At 41.9% G+C, this 18,623-nt stretch carries 20 protein-coding genes and 1 pseudogene; 17 read left to right on the forward strand and 4 right to left on the reverse strand.

Annotation, left to right across the window (positions count from 1 at the left end; all coding sequences use genetic code 11):
• Positions 1-71 precede the first annotated feature (71 nt).
• Positions 72-1,739, forward strand: coding sequence for a glutamine--tRNA ligase/YqeY domain fusion protein (locus ABHC48_RS14325; protein WP_118579073.1), 1,668 nt, complete (start codon positions 72-74; stop codon positions 1,737-1,739).
• A 168-nt stretch (positions 1,740-1,907) separates the two neighbouring features.
• Here the strand turns inward: ABHC48_RS14325 and ABHC48_RS14330 are convergent, their stop codons facing one another.
• Positions 1,908-2,339, reverse strand: coding sequence for a hypothetical protein (locus tag ABHC48_RS14330; RefSeq protein ID WP_148462754.1), 432 nt, complete (start codon positions 2,337-2,339; stop codon positions 1,908-1,910).
• 152 nt (positions 2,340-2,491) lie between these two features.
• On the opposite strand from ABHC48_RS14330, the gene ABHC48_RS14335 reads away from it, so the two are divergent.
• From ABHC48_RS14335 to ABHC48_RS14360, 6 genes are all read left to right on the forward strand, one after another.
• A complete protein-coding gene (locus ABHC48_RS14335; RefSeq protein WP_195699895.1) occupies positions 2,492-3,094 on the forward strand; it encodes a Maf family protein in 603 nt (200 codons plus the stop codon).
• Positions 3,091-3,759, forward strand: a complete 669-nt coding sequence (locus ABHC48_RS14340) for an HAD family hydrolase (protein WP_118579064.1) — start codon at positions 3,091-3,093, stop codon at positions 3,757-3,759. Before ABHC48_RS14335 ends, ABHC48_RS14340 begins: the two co-directional genes overlap by 4 nt.
• Positions 3,760-3,827: 68 nt before the next feature.
• A complete protein-coding gene (locus ABHC48_RS14345; RefSeq protein ID WP_118579061.1) occupies positions 3,828-4,085 on the forward strand; it encodes a glyoxalase in 258 nt (85 codons plus the stop codon).
• Positions 4,086-4,589: 504 nt separating this feature from the next.
• Positions 4,590-7,067: a hypothetical protein gene (locus ABHC48_RS14350; protein WP_243284547.1), complete on the forward strand. Its 2,478-nt coding sequence runs from the start codon at positions 4,590-4,592 to the stop codon at positions 7,065-7,067.
• Positions 7,068-7,258: 191 nt separating this feature from the next.
• A complete protein-coding gene (htpG, locus tag ABHC48_RS14355; RefSeq protein WP_195699894.1) occupies positions 7,259-9,325 on the forward strand; it encodes a molecular chaperone HtpG in 2,067 nt (688 codons plus the stop codon).
• Between the two features lie 267 nt (positions 9,326-9,592).
• Positions 9,593-9,982 (forward strand): sporulation initiation factor Spo0A C-terminal domain-containing protein, encoded by a 390-nt coding sequence (locus ABHC48_RS14360; RefSeq protein WP_173772382.1) that lies wholly within the window; start codon positions 9,593-9,595, stop codon positions 9,980-9,982.
• Between the two features lie 5 nt (positions 9,983-9,987).
• Here the strand turns inward: ABHC48_RS14360 and ABHC48_RS14365 are convergent, their stop codons facing one another.
• On the reverse strand, positions 9,988-10,491 hold the full coding sequence (locus ABHC48_RS14365) for a DUF5721 family protein (protein ID WP_195699893.1): 504 nt from the start codon (positions 10,489-10,491) through the stop codon (positions 9,988-9,990).
• 193 nt (positions 10,492-10,684) lie between these two features.
• Between ABHC48_RS14365 and ABHC48_RS14370 the strand changes: the two genes are divergently transcribed.
• Positions 10,685-11,524, forward strand: coding sequence for a DegV family protein (locus ABHC48_RS14370; protein ID WP_173718274.1), 840 nt, complete (start codon positions 10,685-10,687; stop codon positions 11,522-11,524).
• Here ABHC48_RS14370 and ABHC48_RS14375 read toward each other — a convergent pair.
• Positions 11,508-11,660, reverse strand: coding sequence for a DUF6783 domain-containing protein (locus ABHC48_RS14375; RefSeq protein ID WP_334285707.1), 153 nt, complete (start codon positions 11,658-11,660; stop codon positions 11,508-11,510). The two genes, ABHC48_RS14370 and ABHC48_RS14375, sit on opposite strands and share 17 nt — an antisense overlap.
• Between ABHC48_RS14375 and ABHC48_RS14380 the strand changes: the two are divergent.
• Positions 11,598-11,732, forward strand: a pseudogene (locus tag ABHC48_RS14380) (DUF6783 domain-containing protein); the annotation flags it as partial. The gene ABHC48_RS14375 and the pseudogene ABHC48_RS14380 sit on opposite strands and share 63 nt — an antisense overlap.
• 86 nt (positions 11,733-11,818) lie before the next feature.
• The gene (locus ABHC48_RS14385) at positions 11,819-12,076 is read left to right on the forward strand and encodes a hypothetical protein (protein ID WP_118579046.1); all 258 of its coding nucleotides are present in this window, start codon (positions 11,819-11,821) and stop codon (positions 12,074-12,076) included.
• 293 nt (positions 12,077-12,369) lie between these two features.
• On the opposite strand, the gene ABHC48_RS14390 is transcribed toward ABHC48_RS14385, so the two are convergent.
• On the reverse strand, positions 12,370-12,570 hold the full coding sequence (locus ABHC48_RS14390; protein WP_008705499.1) for a cold shock domain-containing protein: 201 nt from the start codon (positions 12,568-12,570) through the stop codon (positions 12,370-12,372).
• 321 nt (positions 12,571-12,891) lie between these two features.
• Here ABHC48_RS14390 and ABHC48_RS14395 point away from each other — a divergent pair, with 321 nt between their 5' ends.
• The 7 genes from ABHC48_RS14395 (at position 12,892) to ABHC48_RS14425 (ending at position 18,593) form a co-directional block, all read left to right on the forward strand.
• On the forward strand, positions 12,892-14,187 hold the full coding sequence (locus tag ABHC48_RS14395; protein WP_195699892.1) for a dihydroorotase: 1,296 nt from the start codon (positions 12,892-12,894) through the stop codon (positions 14,185-14,187).
• Between the two features lie 46 nt (positions 14,188-14,233).
• Complete coding sequence (gene pyrF / locus ABHC48_RS14400) at positions 14,234-15,160, forward strand: orotidine-5'-phosphate decarboxylase (protein ID WP_195699891.1); 927 nt, start codon at positions 14,234-14,236, stop codon at positions 15,158-15,160.
• A 10-nt stretch (positions 15,161-15,170) separates the two neighbouring features.
• Positions 15,171-15,953: a dihydroorotate dehydrogenase electron transfer subunit gene (locus ABHC48_RS14405; RefSeq protein WP_195699890.1), complete on the forward strand. Its 783-nt coding sequence runs from the start codon at positions 15,171-15,173 to the stop codon at positions 15,951-15,953.
• Positions 15,950-16,855, forward strand: coding sequence for a dihydroorotate dehydrogenase (locus ABHC48_RS14410; RefSeq protein ID WP_118579040.1), 906 nt, complete (start codon positions 15,950-15,952; stop codon positions 16,853-16,855). The genes ABHC48_RS14405 and ABHC48_RS14410 overlap by 4 nt, the downstream gene beginning before the upstream one ends.
• Before the next feature lie 359 nt (positions 16,856-17,214).
• Entirely contained in the window at positions 17,215-17,889 is a 675-nt protein-coding gene (pyrE, locus tag ABHC48_RS14415; protein ID WP_118579037.1) for an orotate phosphoribosyltransferase, read from the forward strand.
• 79 nt (positions 17,890-17,968) lie between these two features.
• Positions 17,969-18,121, forward strand: coding sequence for a hypothetical protein (locus tag ABHC48_RS14420; RefSeq protein ID WP_173717277.1), 153 nt, complete (start codon positions 17,969-17,971; stop codon positions 18,119-18,121).
• A gap of 10 nt (positions 18,122-18,131) precedes the next feature.
• Complete coding sequence (locus tag ABHC48_RS14425; RefSeq protein WP_226855197.1) at positions 18,132-18,593, forward strand: VanZ family protein; 462 nt, start codon at positions 18,132-18,134, stop codon at positions 18,591-18,593.
• The last annotated feature ends 30 nt before the right edge of the window (positions 18,594-18,623 follow it).

An 18,623-nucleotide genomic window follows, 5' to 3' on the forward strand; every position in this document is an offset into this window, starting at 1 on the left:
AAATTTTTTAACATGCTCTGACAGATATTGGAATTTATGCTATAAAAGAGTTGATATCAGGAGGAAGAACCATGGAGAACGAAAAGGTTTCCAAAAATTTTATTGAGAATATCATTGATAAAGACCTGGCAGAAGGAGTTTATGACACCGTTCATACACGTTTTCCGCCAGAGCCAAACGGTTATCTTCATATAGGACATGCCAAATCCATTCTTTTAAATGCCGGACTGGCGAAAGAGTACAATGGTAAATTCAACATGCGTTTTGATGATACCAATCCGACTAAGGAGAAATCTGAGTTTGTTGAGTCCATTAAAGCCGATATAAAATGGCTGGGAGCTGACTGGGAGGACAGACTGTTCTTTGCTTCCGATTATTTCGGACAGATGTATGAAGCCGCAGTAAAACTGATTAAAAAAGGTAAGGCATATGTCTGTGATTTAACTGCGGATCAGATCAGAGAATATCGTGGAACTTTAAAGGAGCCTGGCAAAGAGAGTCCGTATCGCAACAGAACTGTAGAAGAGAATCTTCAGCTTTTTGAAGAGATGAAAGAAGGCAAATATGCTGATGGTGAGAAAGTTCTGAGAGCAAAGATTGACATGGCTTCTCCAAACATGAACATGCGAGATCCAGTTATCTATCGTGTAGCTCATGTAAGCCATCATAGAACAGGAGATACCTGGTGTATTTACCCGATGTATGATTTTGCTCATCCTATTGAGGATGCAATTGAGGGAATTACACATTCCATTTGTACTCTGGAATTCGAAGATCACAGACCATTATATGACTGGGTTGTAAGAGAACTGGAATATCCACATCCTCCGAAGCAGATTGAGTTTGCAAAGCTGTATCTGACGAATGTAGTAACAGGTAAGCGTTATATTAAGAAGCTGGTAGAGAATGGAATTGTTGACGGATGGGATGATCCCAGACTGGTATCTATTTCCGGTTTACGTCGCCGTGGTTACACACCTGAATCTATTCAGAAGTTTGTGGAACTTTGTGGTGTATCCAAAGCTGACAGCTCAGTAGACTATGCAATGCTCGAGTACTGTATCCGTGAGGATCTGAAATTAAAGGCTCCTCGCTATATGGCAGTCCTTGATCCGATCAAACTGATCATTGACAATTATCCGGAAGGACAGGTGGAATATCTGGATGCTCCGAACAATATGGAAAATGAAGCCCTTGGTAGCAGAAAGGTTCCATTTGGAAAGGAACTTTATATTGAAAGAGAAGACTTTATGATCGATCCTCCAAAGAAATACAAACGACTTTTCCTTGGTACGGAAGTTCGTCTTATGAATGCATATTTTGTTACATGCACAGGTTTCGAGGCATTGGATGATGGAACAGTTACTGCTGTACATTGTACTTATGATCCGGAAACAAAGGGCGGAAATGCACCTGACGGACGTAAAGTAAAAGGAACCATTCACTGGGTTGAAGCGTCAAATGCAGGTAAGGTTCCGGTACGTCTTTATGAGAATATCGTAGATGAGGAAAAGGGTGTTTATGATAAAGAGACAGGAGAACTGAATCTGAACCCGAATTCTCTTATAGAGATGTCTGCTTATGTTGAACCAGAGCTTCTGAAAGCCAAAGGACTGGATAGTTACCAGTTTGTAAGAAATGGCTTTTATTGTGCAGACATTCATGATTCCAAAGAAGGGGCACCGGTATTTAACCGTATTGTTTCTCTTAAGAGTTCATTTAAACTTCCAAAAGCGTAAAAGAAACCCCCACGGAAAATTATATTCAAATTGCCGTGGGGGTTTTTGCAATAGAAAATTCTGTTGGAACTTCTTCTTGCAAAGTGAAATCTAAATACTGTCAACGAAAGTGGCAAGCCTGATTGTCACTATTTGTAAAATGTGGAATAATTATGAATTTACCTGCAATTAATCAATGTGGATAGAAGCTTCTTCTTCGTCCTGCTCTTTCTCAGCTTCAGCAAGTTCTTCCTCGAATTTATCTTCATCTTTCGCTGCTTTTTCAAGAGCATCGGCTATTGCATTATCCTGCTCTTCTGCATTTTCAGCAGAATCCTCTTCTGTATCCTCTGAACTTTCTTGTGAATCAGGCTCCTCAGAGCCTTCGGTTTCATCATCTTTTTCATCTTCGGAAGTAGCTTCCCAGGTTACGAAATCTTCGTGGACATCCTTTGCTTCAGGCTGCTCGTCATCTTCCTGCTCATCTTCAAAATCATCTTCAAGGTCAGCTGCCTCTTCCAAAGCATGTCTTTTGGCAAAAGCTGCTGCTACGGCACCGGCTACTGCTGCTGTTGCTGCTCCGAGTGCAACCATTCCCCAATATTTGTTAATCTTAGCCATATTGTCTGCTCCTTTCGGTATTTTCCATCTGTCTAAACAAAGCTTAATGGAGTTGTCTATATTGTAATACTTTTTACGCAAAAAGAAAAGAAAAAAATCGTTGCACCCATATAAATGGAGGGTTATACTGTTAAGACAGAAAAGGAGAGATTATGGAGAAAATTGTTTTAGCTTCTGGGTCCCCACGAAGAAAGGAACTGCTTGCAAGAAACGGTGTGGTTTTTTCTGTGGTTGTAAGCAATGGGGAAGAGAAAACCAACCTGACAGATCCAGCGGAAACGGTGGAAAAGCTTTCGCAGGATAAAGCAATATCGGTTGCAGACAGACTTGAAAATGAAAGTGAACCTTGTCTGATCATTGGTGCGGATACCGTAGTTGCATTTGAAGGAAAGATTCTTGGAAAGCCGTCAGATGAAGAAGATGCATTAGATACATTGTTAAAACTTCAGGGGAAATCCCATCAGGTCTATACCGGTGTAACCCTTCTTGTAAAAGAACAGGGTATCTGGAAGCCTTATACTTTCAGTGAAAGGACCGAAGTTGAATTTTATCCTGTTTCCAGGGAAGAGCTTCTGGAATATATAAAAACAGGGGAGCCTATGGATAAAGCAGGAAGCTATGGAATCCAGGGGAAATTTGGAATTTACGTAAAAGGAATCTGCGGAGACTACAATAATGTGGTTGGGCTTCCTGTAGGAAGACTGGTTTATGAACTTAAGAAAATGAAAATCAATATAAGGGGAATGAGAAAATGATAAAAGCATGTATTTTTGATCTGGACGGAACTTTAGCCTACACATTGGATTCCATGGCTGTTGTAGGAAATGAAGTTGTAAGAAAATACGGTTTGAAACCAATGCCTATAGAAAATTACAGATATTATTGTGGAAACGGTGCTGACATGCTGGTGAAAAGACTTCTGGTCGATGCAGGAGATCCGGAATTGCTGCACTATGAGGAAGCAAGAGCGTTATATAGAAAAGAATTTGATAAAGACCCATTTTACAAAATACAGCATTATCCGGGAATGCCGGAAACCTTAAAAGAGTTGAAAAAAAGAGGCGTGAAGCTGGGGGTGTGTTCAAATAAACCACATGAAGCAGCCGTGAAAGTGGTAGAAAGAATGTTTGGGTCTCAGATTTTTGATGCAGTTATGGGACAGAGTGATTCTGTAAGAAAGAAACCAGCACCGGATGGTCCGCTTAAAATCGCGGAGCAGTTTGGAATTAAGCCAGAAGAGTGTATGTATCTGGGAGACTCCGGAACAGACATGCAAACTGGAAAAGCAGCCGGGATGTACACGGTAGGTGTTCTGTGGGGATACAGGGAAAAAGAAGAACTGCTGAAAAATGGAGCGGACTATCTTGTGGATTCTCCAGAGGATATTCTTGATTTATATGAGGAAAAATGCGAAGAGTAAAATTTTGATAATTATTTAGCATGCTCTAAACAGTTATAACTTTTATTATAAAACAGGAGGTCGGAAAAATGTATACAGAGGAGTGTATTCAGACATTTTTGGAAAAACAGGAGCAGCTTTTTGATGAACCGGTTGCAGAAACTTACGAAGAAGCAGAGGAATTCCTGGAGGATTGCATGGCTGTAGTTGCAGATTCTATTGACGAAGTGCGAAAATATCTGTCTGGAATGGGTGCAGATGTGGATGGCATGAGTAATGAAGAATTAGAAGAAGCAAGTGAAGTATTTGCCCTTCCAGATGGAAAATATCTGATTGTGGAGGGATGATCTTTTGAAGCAGAGGTTTGCAGCTGCAGAGTAACTGACTTTCACATAAGGTGATGAAACTGGCGAAAAGGCAGTATGTCCGGTTGGAATTCCGAACAGTTATCGGATAAATTCATATTACATAAGTATAAAATCAGGTTGCTATAATGACACTAAACAAGAGAACATAATGTGTTACTGTTCAGAAGAGAAGATACATCCCATAAGATGTTTTCCGGAGAAAGAAGTGACCAGCAACTATCGCGTTATGGTTCACTGGCAATGTTCCGCGAGGTGTTTTTTGTAAACAAATTTCACAGAAAACCCGAGAATCTGGGCGCGGAATCATGCGGATGCATGATTCCTGTGCAGCGCGAAGTGGTTGCGGTGCGCGGAGCGAACAGTAGCACTGTCACATGCACTGTAAGAATTACAATAAAATAAAAGTGCTTGTGAAAATGTTTAAAATATGTTACAATAATGTTACAGGTCAGCCTAAAAGGGGAATGTAAAGGAGGATGGCATATGAGACCTAGGAAAATTATAGCAATGGTCATGACTTTTCTTATGATGCTTTCATTGCTTCCGTCTCTGGTATTTGCGGCAGCAGCACCAGAGGGAGAACTTGGAGGTCAGCTTAAGATTAAGGGAACTGCAGCTGTAGGCTCTGAGCTTAGCGCCGATTATGAAAAGGTTACACCGGAAGGACTTACAGACGATTATGTAACGTTCAGCTGGTCAAGAAAAGTTGGAGATCAGCTCACTGAAGTAGGCACTGAGAAGACCTATAAGCTTGTTGATGAAGATCTTGGAAATAAGATCGAGCTGAAAATTACCGGAAAGACCGAAATGGGCATAACCGGAGAACTGAAAGTAAATACAGTTGGAATTGTGGCTACACCGGAAGAGGCTCCGGAAGAGGCAACCGAGCTTCCAGAGGAAGGGCAGGAGGCTGCACCGGCAGAGGAAGCCCCTGTTCAGGAAATTGCAGCAGAGGATACACCTGCGGAAGGTTCCCAGACAGATGAGAACACACAGCCGGCTCAGGATGTAGCAGAAGATACACAAACAGAGGAAGTAATTGACATTGGTGCTGATGAACCAACTGATTCTTCCGCTGATGTTATGCAGCCGGCAGATGGACAGGACACAGAGAATTCTGCTGACAATTCCCAGTCTGAGATCACTACAGATGACAGCGTGATTAACATTGGAACAGAAGGCTATCTGGAAGTTCCTGAGAATGGACAGACTGAGGATGCAAATCCGGGAACTTCAGCTGAATCCCCTGCCCAGCAGAAACCTGCGTATACAGCAGAAATTGTTGCAGAAAATACTGCAGAAGATGGTACTGCAGTACTTGATTTTGGAACCGTAAATGCAGGCTTCACACAGGAAAATGCAAACTCTTCCATGACTAAGAATGTAACTGTTAAGAATACTGGCAACAGCACTCTTAATTTCAAAGAAATCAGTCCGGAACATTTTATGGTAAAGGATCTGGGTTCTCTTGCGGCTGGAGAATCAGTCGATGCATGGGTTATGCCAAGAGAAGGTACAGCTGTTGGAGAATACAGTGATACGATCACTTATGAAACAGAGGAAGGTGTAAAGGTTTCCTTCATTGCAAAGCTTACAGTAGCTGAGCAGAAGCAGGATGATACGAATACAGATCAGCAGCCAGCAGAGAAACCAGCTACACCGGAAACCACCCCGGAAGTGACACCAGAGGTAACTCCAGAAGTTACCCCAGAAGTCACCCCAGAGGTAACTCCAGAAGTGACACCAGAAGTCACCCCAGAGGTAACTCCAGAAGTTACCCCAGAAGTCACCCCAGAGGTAACTCCGGAAGTAACACCAGAAGTCACCCCGGAAGTGACTCCGGAGATTACTCCAGCTCCTTCATTTACTACCGACATTTCCGAAGTGAAATTCGACAGTAAAGAAGCTGGTTACAAAGAAGCACCAGCTGCAGTTACAATCAATGTATCCAATACTGGAAATGTGAAATTAACCGGTATTGCTGTAAGTGTAAGCGGAAACGAATTTACAGTAAGTGCTCCGTCTGCTTCAGAATTAGAGGCAAATGCAAGCCAGTCTGTATCCTTTACTGTTGCACCGGCAGTTGGATTGGCAGCAGGAACCTATACACAGACTGTTTCCATTAAGACAGATCAGACAGATTACCTGAATATTCCAGTAAGCTTTACAGTAACAGAAGCTGCTGCCAAGCTTACAGCTGTAGGCAAAGTATCTGATATCAGTCTGGCAAACGGGGTTGAGAAGTCAGCAGCTGGACTGCAGCTTCCATCTACTGTTAAGATTACTACAAACAAGGGCGATATGAATGCCTCTGTAAAATGGGATGTAAAGGGCAGTGCATATAATCAGAACAGTACAGAAGCACAGAAGTTCTCTGTGAAAGGTACTGTTGCTCTTCCAGACGGTGTTACCAATCCGGATAACCTGAGCCTTGTAGTATCTGTTAATGTCACTGTAAGCCGTGGACCGATTGTATCTGATGCAGGGAATAACAGTATCACAGGAATCAGCTCCGATGGAAACTATACTACAGAGACCAAGATTACTTTCACTGCAGTTGGCGCAGGTATGGATATTGAAAATCCGATTAAGGGAGATGTAAGATATCAGCCGCTGAACTGGGAGGTTCTTGAGGCAAGAAGCTGGGACGGCGCACCATATTCAGCAACTTTCCGCATGGGCAAGAATGGAAATTATACTTTGACTGTCACATATAATCAGCAGCAGTTTGATGGAAGCAATTGGGTAAACACCGGAACACAGGATACCAAGCAGATTAATTTCACTGTAAATGCTGCACCGAATCAGACTCTGACACCGGCTGCAGACAAAACAGATGCAAATCAGAAGAATGCAGTAAAGACCGGGGATAATACTCCAATCCTCCCATTTGTAATTATTCTGATTGTTGCGATTGTATTAATTGCAGGAATACTTGTTTACCGCAATAAGAAAAAATAATAGTGGATTCTCAGATAAACAGTAATTGTGAATGAGAGCAGAACGAATGAGGGAGACCAGAAATGGTCTCCCTTCTTTTAATAAAAACTACTAGCACTCAATTAAAATGAGTGCTAAATTTTCCTTGACTTTTAGTCAGTTTGGTATTACTATAGTTTGTATAATTAAGAAGACAAAGGAGAGTGAGCTGCATGGCTGAGAAGCATGGTAGTTTATCAATTAACAGTGAAAATATTTTTCCAATTATAAAGAAATGGTTATATTCTGATCACGACATTTTTGCAAGAGAGTTAATCTCCAATGGTTGTGATGCAATTACGAAACTTAAGAAACTTGATGTTATGGGTGAATACACACTTCCGGATGATTACAAAGCTGAAGTACAAGTTATTGTGAATCCGGAAGAGAAGACTTTGAAGTTTATTGATACAGGTCTTGGTATGACGGCCGATGAAGTTGAAGAGTATATTACACAGATTGCTTTTTCAGGAGCTACTGAGTTTCTTTCCAAATATAAAGATAAGACCACGGATGATCAGATCATCGGTCATTTTGGACTTGGCTTTTATTCAGCATTTATGGTAGCAGATGAAGTTCATATTGATACTCTTTCTTATAAAGAGGGCGCTGCTCCAGTACATTGGACCTGTGATGGTGGTACAGAGTATGATATGCAGGAAGGCAATAAGACTACAGTTGGTACTGAAATTACTCTGTTTTTAAATGATGAGAGTACAGAGTTTTCCAACGAATATCGTATGAGAGAGATTATTGAGAAGTATTGTTCTTTCATGCCGGTAAATATCTATCTGTCTAAGGAAAATGCACCGCAGGAGTATGAGACCATTGATGAGGCTGAGCTTCGTGATGATGACGTAATTGTAGAGCGTATCCACGAGGAGGCCAAGACTGAGGAGAAAGAGAACGACAAAGGTGAGAAAGAAGTCGTAGAAGTATCTCCTGCGAAAGATAAAGTAAAAATCAATAAACGTCCGGTATCTTTAAGTGATCCGGAGCCATTGTGGATGAAACATCCAAACAGTTGTACAGATGAGGAATATAAAGAGTTTTACCGTAAAGTCTTTATGGATTATAAGGAACCTTTGTTCTGGATTCATTTGAACATGGACTATCCATTTAACCTGAAAGGTATTCTGTACTTCCCGAAGATCAATACAGAATATGATTCCATTGAAGGTACGATCAAACTGTACAATAACCAGGTATTTATCGCAGATAACATTAAGGAAGTAATTCCTGAGTTCCTGCTTCTTCTGAAAGGTGTAATTGATTGTCCGGATCTTCCACTGAATGTATCCAGATCCGCACTGCAGAACGATGGATTTGTGAAGAAGATTTCTGAGTATATTACAAAGAAAGTAGCGGACAAGCTTACCGGAATGTGTAAAACAGACCGTGAGTCCTACGAGAAATACTGGGATGATATCAGTCCATTTATCAAATATGGCTGCATTAAGGACAGCAAGTTCTCAGATAAGATGAATGATTATATCCTCTTCAAGAACATTGATGGCAAATATCTGACTCTGAAAGATTGCATCGAAGAGAACAGGAAACCAGAAGATGAGACTAAGACAGAAGAGACTGTTGAATCCACAGAAGAGAAGAAAGAGGACGGCGCGAAAGACGAGAAAGAGCCTGAGAAGACTACTATCTTCTATGTAACAGATGAGGTTCAGCAGAGTCAGTATATTAACATGTTCCGTGAGGCAAAGAAGGATGCTGTTATTCTGAAACACAATATTGACAGCGCTTTTATTTCCCATCTGGAGCAGAAGGATCAGACTATCCAGTTTAAGAGAATTGATGCAGATCTTACAGAAGAACTGCGTGGAGAGGAAGCTGCTGACGAGGAGACTTCCAAGACTCTTACAGAAGTATTCAGAGATGCATTGAAGAATGACAAACTGGAAGTGAAGGTTGAGAATCTGAAAAATGAAAAAGTTGCTGCTATGATGACTCTTTCTGAAGAGAGCCGCCGTATGCAGGATATGATGAAGATGTACAATATGTACGGCATGGATCCATCTATGTTTGGCGGTCAGGAAACTCTGGTTCTGAATGCGAAACATCCATTGGTTCAGTTTGTAGCAGATAACAAGGATTCTGAGAAGACCCCGGTTATTTGCGAGGAACTGTATGATCTTGCTATGCTGAGTCATAAACAGCTTTCACCGGAAGAGATGACCAGATTTGTTCAGAGAAGTAATGAAATTCTGCTTATGCTGACAAAATAAGTTATGACAAAAAGGGACAGACGTTTAAATGAGTATTGCATTTAGGACGCCTGTCCTTTTTATATGAAAAATTGGAAAAGTTTATCCTGTTATTCTGCTTTTCTATAGAATTTTATCTCGAAATCCCTAAAAAATATTACAATTCTCTTAATTTTTGTCTCTAAATGCTAAAAAAGGCAAATTTAACTCGTATTATATGTAGAGGCAAATCAAGGGCTGACTGCAGATGCAGAATCAGAAGTATAACTTATTGTGGGAGGGACAAAAATGAGAGAGGTATACGGCACGATACGCAAACTTGGTGCGACATCGAAATATAAAGGATATTATTTTGTGGCGGAAGCCATACGCATGACAATGGAATTTCAGGAAAGACCAATGAAGATCACAAAAGATATTTATCCAAGGCTTGCAAAGAAATTTAAATCCAAGCCATCTAATATTGAGCATGATATTCGTACAATTGTAAATGTATGTTGGGAAAATCATCGGGAAAGACTGGAAGAGATTGCCGGATATCCTCTGGAATACAGACCTACCAACAGTGAATTTGTAGATATGATCGCCTTTTATCTGGGAGATGAAAAAGAAAGCAAGGTTCCAGATGTGGAATGCCAGAATAACTCTATTGGAAAATTAATGGAGAACCTATTCTGACAGGATTAAACTTCTTCTACAGATAATCCGCTGCGATGAAAAAAATCCATCACATATTGCTCCCAAAGGTGGTCCAGTTCTTTACCGGGAAGAAAAGTTTTCATAGATGTTCCGGTAATACAAAACAAGGTCTTATTCTTATATTGGAGATTCAAATACAGACCTGTTATCATTTCGGGAGAAAGTGAAAATGCAGAACTCTGCAATAATGCAGCGGTCTTGTTCGGAGAAAACTGAAGCACGATTTTGAAAGAAAGAGGCGCTTTTTTTCCACGGATAACAGAATAACAAAATGGTTTTACTTCTTTCCAGAGAGAGAACGTACGGTGGCTGGAAGTTAAAAATTCCTGCTCGTCATTATCGAAAAAATCAGTTTGTAGTTTGCCGTCAATGGAAAAAACATTGCTGGTAATGATCTCTGCCTGGTTCAGCCAGAAGAGATCGAAGGTATCTCCAAGAAAAAGCTTATTGGTAAAATTCTTCTGGTCAGTGATTTTTAAAGCGAGCATAGGGACCTCCTTTCTAAAGGGCATGTCGCCTGTCGACGACATCAATATATGAAAATCAGTTGCTGATGAACAATAACCATTATAAAGCAATTTGGGGGAAAATGGAAGAAAAAACTCTTTTCAAACACATAGTAATGTGTTAATATAGATGTGGTATTTAAAACTACATATTACGGAAAAGAGGACGATATAATTGAGTTATAAAATTGTGATAGATAGCTGTGGAGAACTTCTGGAGCAGTGGAAACAGGATGAAAGATTTGCTTCCGTACCGCTTACACTGACTGTTGGAAGTGAGAATATAATAGATGATGAGACATTTAACCAGGCAGATTTTTTACAGAAAGTTGCCGCCTGCCCGGAATGTCCGAAATCAGCCTGCCCGTCGCCAGAGAGCTACAGAAAGGCATTTGACTGCGAAGCTGAACATATATATTGCGTTACTCTTTCCTCTGAACTCAGTGGTTCCTATAACAGTGCAGTGCTTGGAGCAAGTCTTCTTCATGAGGAGAAGAAAGGCGTTCAGATTCATGTTTTCAATTCCTGTTCTGCTTCTATAGGGCAGACTTTGATTGCAATGAAAATTGCACAGTGCGAAGATGCCGGCCTTCCGTTTGAGGATGTTGTCAGCGTTGTGAATAAATATATTGAAGAACAGCACACTTTTTTTGTGCTGGAGAATCTGGAAACCTTACGTAAAAATGGCCGCCTCAGCCGTGTGAAAGCGCTTGTGGCAACAGCCCTTAAGATCAAACCGATCATGGGATCTACTCCGGAGGGGACGATCTGCCAGCTGGATCAGGCACGAGGCATGAATAAGGCGCTTGTGAAAATGGTGGATAAAATTGTGGAAGTGACAGAAAACAGTGAGAACAAAATTCTTGCCATTTCCCACTGCAACAGCCCGAAGAAAGCAAATATGCTTAAAGAAGCCATCCAGGAGAAGATGAAGCTGGCTGATATTGTGGTTCTTGACACAGCCGGTGTCAGCAGTATGTATGCAAATGATGGAGGAATTATTGTAGCTGTCTGATGTTAGAGTCTGTTTGAAAAATCATTCCCGCAATCTGCACGCCCCACTTTGCGGTATATTTTGTCCGAATTCGGTTGCCGTAGCCCGCTACGGCGCCCTCATCCGGACAAAATCTCCCACAAATTATGACGCACATCTTGCAGAAAGCCTTTTTCAAACATGCTCTAGAGCGTATTCACTGATAACATTTCGCGAGGCGTTTTTGTGAACTGTAAGTGAACATACTTCCATTTTGTTGGGAAATATGATATACTCATCTAAGTTGATATTTTATCCCAAAGGAGACGTGCGGCTATGAGTCAGAAGAAAGTAGATGCCTATAAAGCAGAAAAAGCAAACCGTGAGAAAATTATGAAAAAGGAGAAACTGATCCTTACTATTGAGAAACTGGCAGCGCTTGTTGCGTGTATGGTTGCTGTATGCTGGATTGGTTATTCTGTTTACGGAAAGGTTACAGAAGGTCAGGAGACTGTGACGACAGAGACTGTTATGGATACTTCTGCACTGGATTCTTATCTGAATGGACTTAGTGCAGATTCAGAGGCGGAATAAGTATGAAATATAAGAAAATATAAGAAAAAACTGCCTGAGGCAGCTTAAAAAGATGGGGATGGATTTCGGATCTGTCCCCATTTTGTTTATATAATAACAATAAAAAGAATCCTGTCTACAGGACTCTCCGCCTACGGTGGGGCGTCTTGGGCGATATTTACCCTTCCGCTGCAGTGTAATCCTGCCAGGTAGGAATTTTTTTATAATAGGAAATTCTGAGGAGATTTCTTATTACATAAAAAATTCCCCCCGGATATGATTCCGAGGGGAAATTTCTGCTTCAGTTGCTTCAATTATAACTTAGTAACGTTAGCAGCCTGCATTCCGCGAGCGCCTTCTGTTAAGTCATATGTTACAGCCTGGCCTTCTTCAAGAGATTTGAAGCCTTCACCATTGATTGCAGAAAAATGTACGAATACATCAGCTCCGTCTTCTCCTGTGATGAAACCATAACCTTTTTCAGCGTTGAACCATTTTACAGTGCCCTTGTTCATTTTGAGTTACCTCCATAAAAAATAAAAAATTAAAAAGATGTTCTGGCGAAAAAAAATCACCAGATTTTACAGACTATATCATGTAAATATATAATCTCTAAAAACTAGTGATTTTACATTAAATAATCTTCGACATGGATTGATTATATAACCTGAACTAAAAAAAGTCAAGGATAATTAAAATTGTGCAACAAAAAATATAATTGGATGGAAGATATAAGGAAAAATGCCGGAAGGGAAAAAAACTCTTTATTAAATGAAAAAATTCGTGTATGATAGGTTGTGATAAAGTTTACGTTATACCAGAAGGGAGAGAACCAAATGGGTATTCTGATTCGAGGCGGACGTGTTGTGGATGCGGCTGCTCAGATTGATAAAATTGCGGATGTTTATCTGGACGACGGCGTAATCCAAAAAGTGGGAGAGAAGCTGGAAGCAAAGGATAAAGATGACAAGATTATAGACGCTAAGGGACTGGTAGTAATGCCAGGCCTTGTGGATCTTCACGTACATTTTCGTGATCCTGGACAGACGGAGAAGGAAGACATTGAAACCGGTTCCCATGCAGCTGCAAGAGGCGGTGTGACTACTGTAGTGGCGATGCCGAACACCACACCGGTTATTGACAGCCCTGACCGTGCAAACTATGTGAAAAATAAAGCTGCGCAGGTTTCCGCTATTCATGTGCTCCAGGCAGGAGCCATGACAAAGGGAGAACTTGGGGAGGAGCTTTCTGATATTGCAGGCATGGCAGCAGCAGGAGTACCTGTTCTTTCCGAAGATGGTAAATCTGTTATGAAAGCAAGCCTTTGCAAGCAGGCGATGGAAGAAGCCGTGAAAGCCGGACTTCCTATCTTTGACCACTGTGAGGATATGTCTCTTCGTGGGAATGGCTGCATGAATGAGGATGAGAACGCCAAACGCCTTGGGCTTCCGGGAATCTGCAATTCCACAGAAGATACCATTGCGGCAAGAGATTCTTTGCTTGCCATTGAGACAGGCGCTAAGCTGCACCTTTGCCACTGTTCTACAAAAGGTGTTGCAATTATGATGAAAATGTTAAAGGCAGAAGGCGTTGAGAATGTAACCGCAGAAGTTTGCCCCCATCATTTTATACTCACATCTGATGATATTGAAAGAGATGATCCAAACTATAAAATGAATCCGCCTCTCCGTACCAGGAAAGATGTGGATGCGCTGATTGAAGGTCTGAAGGAGGGCTACATTCAGGTGATAAGCACTGATCATGCCCCACACACCCAGAAAGACAAAACCGGTTCCATGAGAACCGCAGCTTTCGGAATTGTGGGAATCGAGACCAGCTTTGCACTTAGTTACACCGCTCTTGTAGCGACTGGAATCCTCACTCTTTCCCAGCTTGTAGAGAAGATGAGCTACAATCCGGCTCAGATTCTGAACCTGCCATGTGGAACCTTACAGAAAGGACATCCGGCAGATGTGATAATCGCGGACATTAAGAATCCATATACCATTCACAAAGCAGACTTTGTTTCCAAAGGCAAAAACACCCCATTTGAGGGCAAAGAGGTGAAAGGAAAGATTCTATACACTATTTGCGACGGTAAGATTGTGTACAAGGATTCTGCTGCTAAATAAGAAAAAAATGAAATTTCCAGGAAAACATATTAAGGAGGAAACACCCATGATCAACAAACTTATTGCCAATATCAAGAAAACCGGAGCCCCTATTGTAGTAGGCCTTGACCCAATGCTGAATTATATTCCGAAGCAGATCCAGGAAGCTGCATTTAAGGAATTCGGAGAGACTCTGGAAGGTGCTGCAGAAGCAATCTGGCAGTACAATAAAGGAATTGTGGATGCCACATACGATCTGATTCCTGCTGTGAAGCCGCAGATCGCTATGTATGAACAGTTTGGAATTCCGGGACTTATGGCTTACAAGCGTACTGTAGATTATTGCAAGGAAAAAGACCTTGTAGTAATTGGAGATATTAAACGTGGTGATATCGGTTCCACATCTGCAGCTTATGCCGTCGGACATCTTGGAAAGGTTCAGGTGGGAAGCAAGACTTATGTTCCATTTAATGAGGATTTTGCAACTGTAAACCCATATCTTGGAACAGACGGAGTGAAGCCTTTCATGGAAGTTTGTAAAGAAGAGAAAAAAGGAATTTTTGTTCTGGTTAAGACCTCCAATCCGTCCAGCGGTGAGTTCCAGGACAGAATAATTGAAAAACGTCCTCTCTATGAGTGGGTTGGTGAGAAAGTTGCCAAATGGGGAGATGAGCTTATGGGAGACGGTTACAGCTATGTAGGCGCAGTTGTAGGTGCTACCTATCCGGAAATGGGCAAAGTATTAAGAAAACTTATGCCAAAAACCTTTATTCTGGTACCAGGATATGGTGCACAGGGTGGTAAGGGTGCAGATCTTGTACATTTCTTTAACAAAGATGGTCTTGGCGCTATCGTAAACTCCTCCAGAGGAATTATTGCAGCTTACAAGCAGGAGAAATACGCAAAGTTTGGTGAAGCGAACTATGCAGATGCTTCCCGTCAGGCAGTGAAAGACATGATTCTTGATATCAGCACTGCACTTGAGAACCGCTAGGAGGAAGAAAATGGGTACAAAGGTAAAAGAAACCTGTACAGTCCTCAGCCAGGAATGTATTGGAAAAGACATTTACAGCATGTGGATTCAGACAAAGACCATTGCAGGGAATGCGAAGCCGGGACAGTTCGTTTCCGTTTATACACAGGATGGAAGCAAACTGCTGCCACGCCCTATCAGTCTTTGTGAAATTGATAAAGAAAAAGGTGCACTTCGCCTTGTCTATCGTGTAACAGGTCCGAAAACAGGTACAGAAAGCTTTTCCAGACTGCATGCAGGTGCACAGCTTGAACTTCTTGGACCTCTTGGAAATGGATTTCCACTGGAAGAGGCTGCTGGCAGGAGGGTATTCCTTATGGGCGGAGGAATCGGTGTTCCGCCTATGCTGGAGACCATGAAGCAGCTGGATGCTAAGAAGATTGCAGTTCTTGGCTATCGTGATGAGCTGTTTTTAAATGAGGAATTTGAAAAAAATGGTGAGGTATACATTGCAACAGAAGACGGCTCTGCCGGAACCAAAGGAAATGTAATGGATGCGATCCGGGGGAATGACCTGGAAGCAGACGTGATTTTTGCCTGTGGTCCTAAGCCTATGCTTCGCGCCATCAAGGCCTATGCACTGGAGAAGGGAATCCCCTGCTGGGTTTCCATGGAAGAGCGCATGGCATGTGGTATCGGTGCCTGCCTTGGCTGTGTATGCCAGTCCACAGAAACGGATGCCCATTCTCATGTACACAATAAGCGCGTATGTAAAGACGGTCCGGTGTTCAGAAGTACGGAGGTGGAGTTATGAGCAAAATGAGCGTAAATCTTGCAGGAGTGACTCTGAAAAATCCAGTAATGACTGCATCTGGAACATTTGGTTCCGGTGCGGAATATAGTGAATTTGTAGACCTGAATAATCTTGGTGCAGTCGTGACAAAAGGCGTGGCAAATGTGCCGTGGCCTGGAAATCCTACACCCCGTGTAGCAGAGACCACAGGAGGAATGCTGAATGCTATCGGTCTTCAGAATCCTGGAATCGATGTTTTTTGTGAGAGAGATATTCCATTTCTGAAGAAATTCGATACGAAGATCATTGTAAATGTATGCGGAAAGACCACAGAGGACTACTGTGAGGTTGTGGAACGTCTTGGAAATGAGCCTGTAGATATGCTGGAGATCAATGTATCCTGCCCGAATGTAAAGGAAGGCGGCATTGCCTTTGGACAGAATCCCAAGGCTCTGGAGGCCATTACAAGAGAAGTAAAAAAATATGCCAGACAGCCGGTGATTATGAAGCTGAGTCCTAATGTAACAGATATTACAGAGATGGCAAGGGCAGCAGAAGCAGGCGGTGCAGATGTGGTTTCCCTTATTAACACCATTACCGGAATGAAGATTGATATTAACCGCAGAACGTTTGCACTGGCAAATAAAACAGGCGGTATGTCCGGTCCGGCTGTGAAGCCTGTGGCAGTGCGTATGGTTTATCAGGTGGCAAATGCAGTGAAGATCCCAATCATCGGAATGGGTGGAATTGCAAGTGCTGAAGATGCCCTGGAATTTATTATGGCGGGCGCCACCGCAGTATCTGTAGGAACTGCAAATTTCATCAATCCATACACTACTCAGGAGGTTGTGGATGGTATGGCTGCATTCCTTGAGAGACAGAAAGTGGAAGATATTAATGAGCTGATTGGATGTGTGAAATAGGTTACTGTTCACTGGTGACATTCCGCGAGGTGTTTTTTGTGAACGTAGTTCACAGAAAACCCGAGACGTGCGGCGCGAAATCATGCGAATGCATGATTTCTGTGCATCGCGAAGCGTGTTACTGTGAACGGAGTGAACAGTAACACTGAAATAGGTTTTACTTCGCGGTTTAAAAGAGATTTTGACCATGCCCATATTTTGTGCTACTATAAAGAGAGCGCGAAGGTTACATTACTGATTACGGAGTGAACAATAATGTAACCGGGTTTTACTTTGAAACCGGCGTATGCAAGAGCTTTTTCAAATATGCTTTAAGAAAGACCAATAACAGATACAGTCCATATACGAGGAGGATAAAAATGGAACAGTATAAACAGGAATTTATTGAGTTTATGATTGATTGCAATGTATTGAAATTTGGAGATTTCGTAACCAAATCCGGAAGAAAGACTCCGTTTTTTGTAAACACAGGATTTTATCGTACAGGAGCTCAGTTAAGAAAATTAGGTCAGTATTATGCAAAAGCAATTGAAAGCAAATTCGGTCTGGATTTTGATGTGCTTTTTGGACCTGCATACAAGGGAATTCCGCTGACTGTTGCAGCGACAATGGCAATCAGCGAGGAGTATGGCAAGGATATCCGCTATTGCTCCAATCGTAAAGAGGTAAAGGATCATGGGGATAAGGGAATTCTTCTTGGAAGCCCGATTGAGGATGGAGATAAGGTTGTGATCATCGAGGACGTTACGACAGCCGGAACTTCTATTCAGGAGACTCTGCCGATCATCAAAGCTCAGGGTGACGTTTCTCCAATCGGTCTTGTGGTTTCTGTAGACCGTATGGAGCGCGGACAGGGTACCAAGAGTGCTTTAAAGGAGATTGAGGAGAAATATGGTCTTAAGACAACTGCTATTGTAACTATGGCAGAGGTGGTAGAGCATCTTTACAACAAAGAGTATAAAGGGAAAGTCATCATTGATGACACATTAAAAGCTGCTATTGATGCATACTATGAGCAGTACGGCGCAGAATAAGAGAATTCTATGCAGCATTAAAAATTCTGAAAGTGTGCTGTGGCAACTGGCGGCATAATGATAAAAGGAGGAAATGCTGATGAGTGAAAAACTTTACAAAATCGTATCTGGCGTAGGTGCCGGAAGTATTGCACTTGGGATTATCACACTGGTGACAGGTGTGTCCACTGGTATTCTCATGATCGTGAATGGTGCCAGACTTCTGAAGGGCAAATCAGATATGATGATTTAAGGGGATTTTTTTGAAAAAGGAAACGAAGACTTTAATTCGCCGTATGGGAATCCTGCTGTTCGTCATCTATATAATCTTTCTTGTCTATTTTCTGTTCTTTTCAGAGGAATATGGCAGGGCGGCAGAGGCGCAACGGGTATACAGGTATAATCTGATTCCCTTTGTGGAAATCAGAAGGTTCTGGATATACCGGGAGCAGCTTGGCACATTTGCAGTATTTTCCAACATATTCGGAAATGTGATAGGCTTCCTGCCTTTCGGGTTTATCCTTCCTGTTATTTTCCGAAGAATGAACAGCGGTTTTCTCATCTGTGTATCAGGATTTATATTAAGTCTGACTGTGGAAGTGATCCAGCTGGTCACGAAGGTTGGCTGTTTTGATGTGGATGATATGATTTTGAACACCCTGGGAGCAACCTTGGGGTATGTTCTTTTTTTCGTCTGTAATCATATTGTTACTGTTCACTGGTAACATTCCGCGAGGTGTTTTTTGTGAACAAAG

It is taken from the genome of Ruminococcus sp. 1001136sp1 (assembly GCF_039841815.1).
GTDB classification, from domain to species: Bacteria; Bacillota; Clostridia; order Lachnospirales; family Lachnospiraceae; genus Blautia_A; species Blautia_A faecis.

Excerpts from the sequence above, each read along its gene's own strand:
- pyrE (WP_118579037.1), top strand. The coding sequence starts at position 17,215 with ATGGAACAGTATAAACAGGAATTTATTGAGTTTATGATTGATTGCAAT.
- htpG (WP_195699894.1), top strand. The coding sequence starts at position 7,259 with ATGGCTGAGAAGCATGGTAGTTTATCAATTAACAGTGAAAATATTTTT.
- ABHC48_RS14385 (WP_118579046.1), top strand. The coding sequence starts at position 11,819 with ATGAGTCAGAAGAAAGTAGATGCCTATAAAGCAGAAAAAGCAAACCGT.
- ABHC48_RS14395 (WP_195699892.1), top strand. The coding sequence starts at position 12,892 with ATGGGTATTCTGATTCGAGGCGGACGTGTTGTGGATGCGGCTGCTCAG.
- ABHC48_RS14410 (WP_118579040.1), top strand. The coding sequence starts at position 15,950 with ATGAGCAAAATGAGCGTAAATCTTGCAGGAGTGACTCTGAAAAATCCA.
- ABHC48_RS14405 (WP_195699890.1), top strand. The coding sequence starts at position 15,171 with ATGGGTACAAAGGTAAAAGAAACCTGTACAGTCCTCAGCCAGGAATGT.
- ABHC48_RS14420 (WP_173717277.1), top strand. The coding sequence starts at position 17,969 with ATGAGTGAAAAACTTTACAAAATCGTATCTGGCGTAGGTGCCGGAAGT.
- ABHC48_RS14330 (WP_148462754.1), bottom strand. The coding sequence starts at position 2,339 with ATGGCTAAGATTAACAAATATTGGGGAATGGTTGCACTCGGAGCAGCA.
- ABHC48_RS14340 (WP_118579064.1), top strand. The coding sequence starts at position 3,091 with ATGATAAAAGCATGTATTTTTGATCTGGACGGAACTTTAGCCTACACA.
- ABHC48_RS14390 (WP_008705499.1), bottom strand. The coding sequence starts at position 12,570 with ATGAACAAGGGCACTGTAAAATGGTTCAACGCTGAAAAAGGTTATGGT.
- pyrF (WP_195699891.1), top strand. The coding sequence starts at position 14,234 with ATGATCAACAAACTTATTGCCAATATCAAGAAAACCGGAGCCCCTATT.
- ABHC48_RS14375 (WP_334285707.1), bottom strand. The coding sequence starts at position 11,660 with ATGTGCGTCATAATTTGTGGGAGATTTTGTCCGGATGAGGGCGCCGTA.
- ABHC48_RS14360 (WP_173772382.1), top strand. The coding sequence starts at position 9,593 with ATGAGAGAGGTATACGGCACGATACGCAAACTTGGTGCGACATCGAAA.
- ABHC48_RS14365 (WP_195699893.1), bottom strand. The coding sequence starts at position 10,491 with ATGCTCGCTTTAAAAATCACTGACCAGAAGAATTTTACCAATAAGCTT.
- ABHC48_RS14335 (WP_195699895.1), top strand. The coding sequence starts at position 2,492 with ATGGAGAAAATTGTTTTAGCTTCTGGGTCCCCACGAAGAAAGGAACTG.
- ABHC48_RS14350 (WP_243284547.1), top strand. The coding sequence starts at position 4,590 with ATGAGACCTAGGAAAATTATAGCAATGGTCATGACTTTTCTTATGATG.
- ABHC48_RS14345 (WP_118579061.1), top strand. The coding sequence starts at position 3,828 with ATGTATACAGAGGAGTGTATTCAGACATTTTTGGAAAAACAGGAGCAG.
- ABHC48_RS14325 (WP_118579073.1), top strand. The coding sequence starts at position 72 with ATGGAGAACGAAAAGGTTTCCAAAAATTTTATTGAGAATATCATTGAT.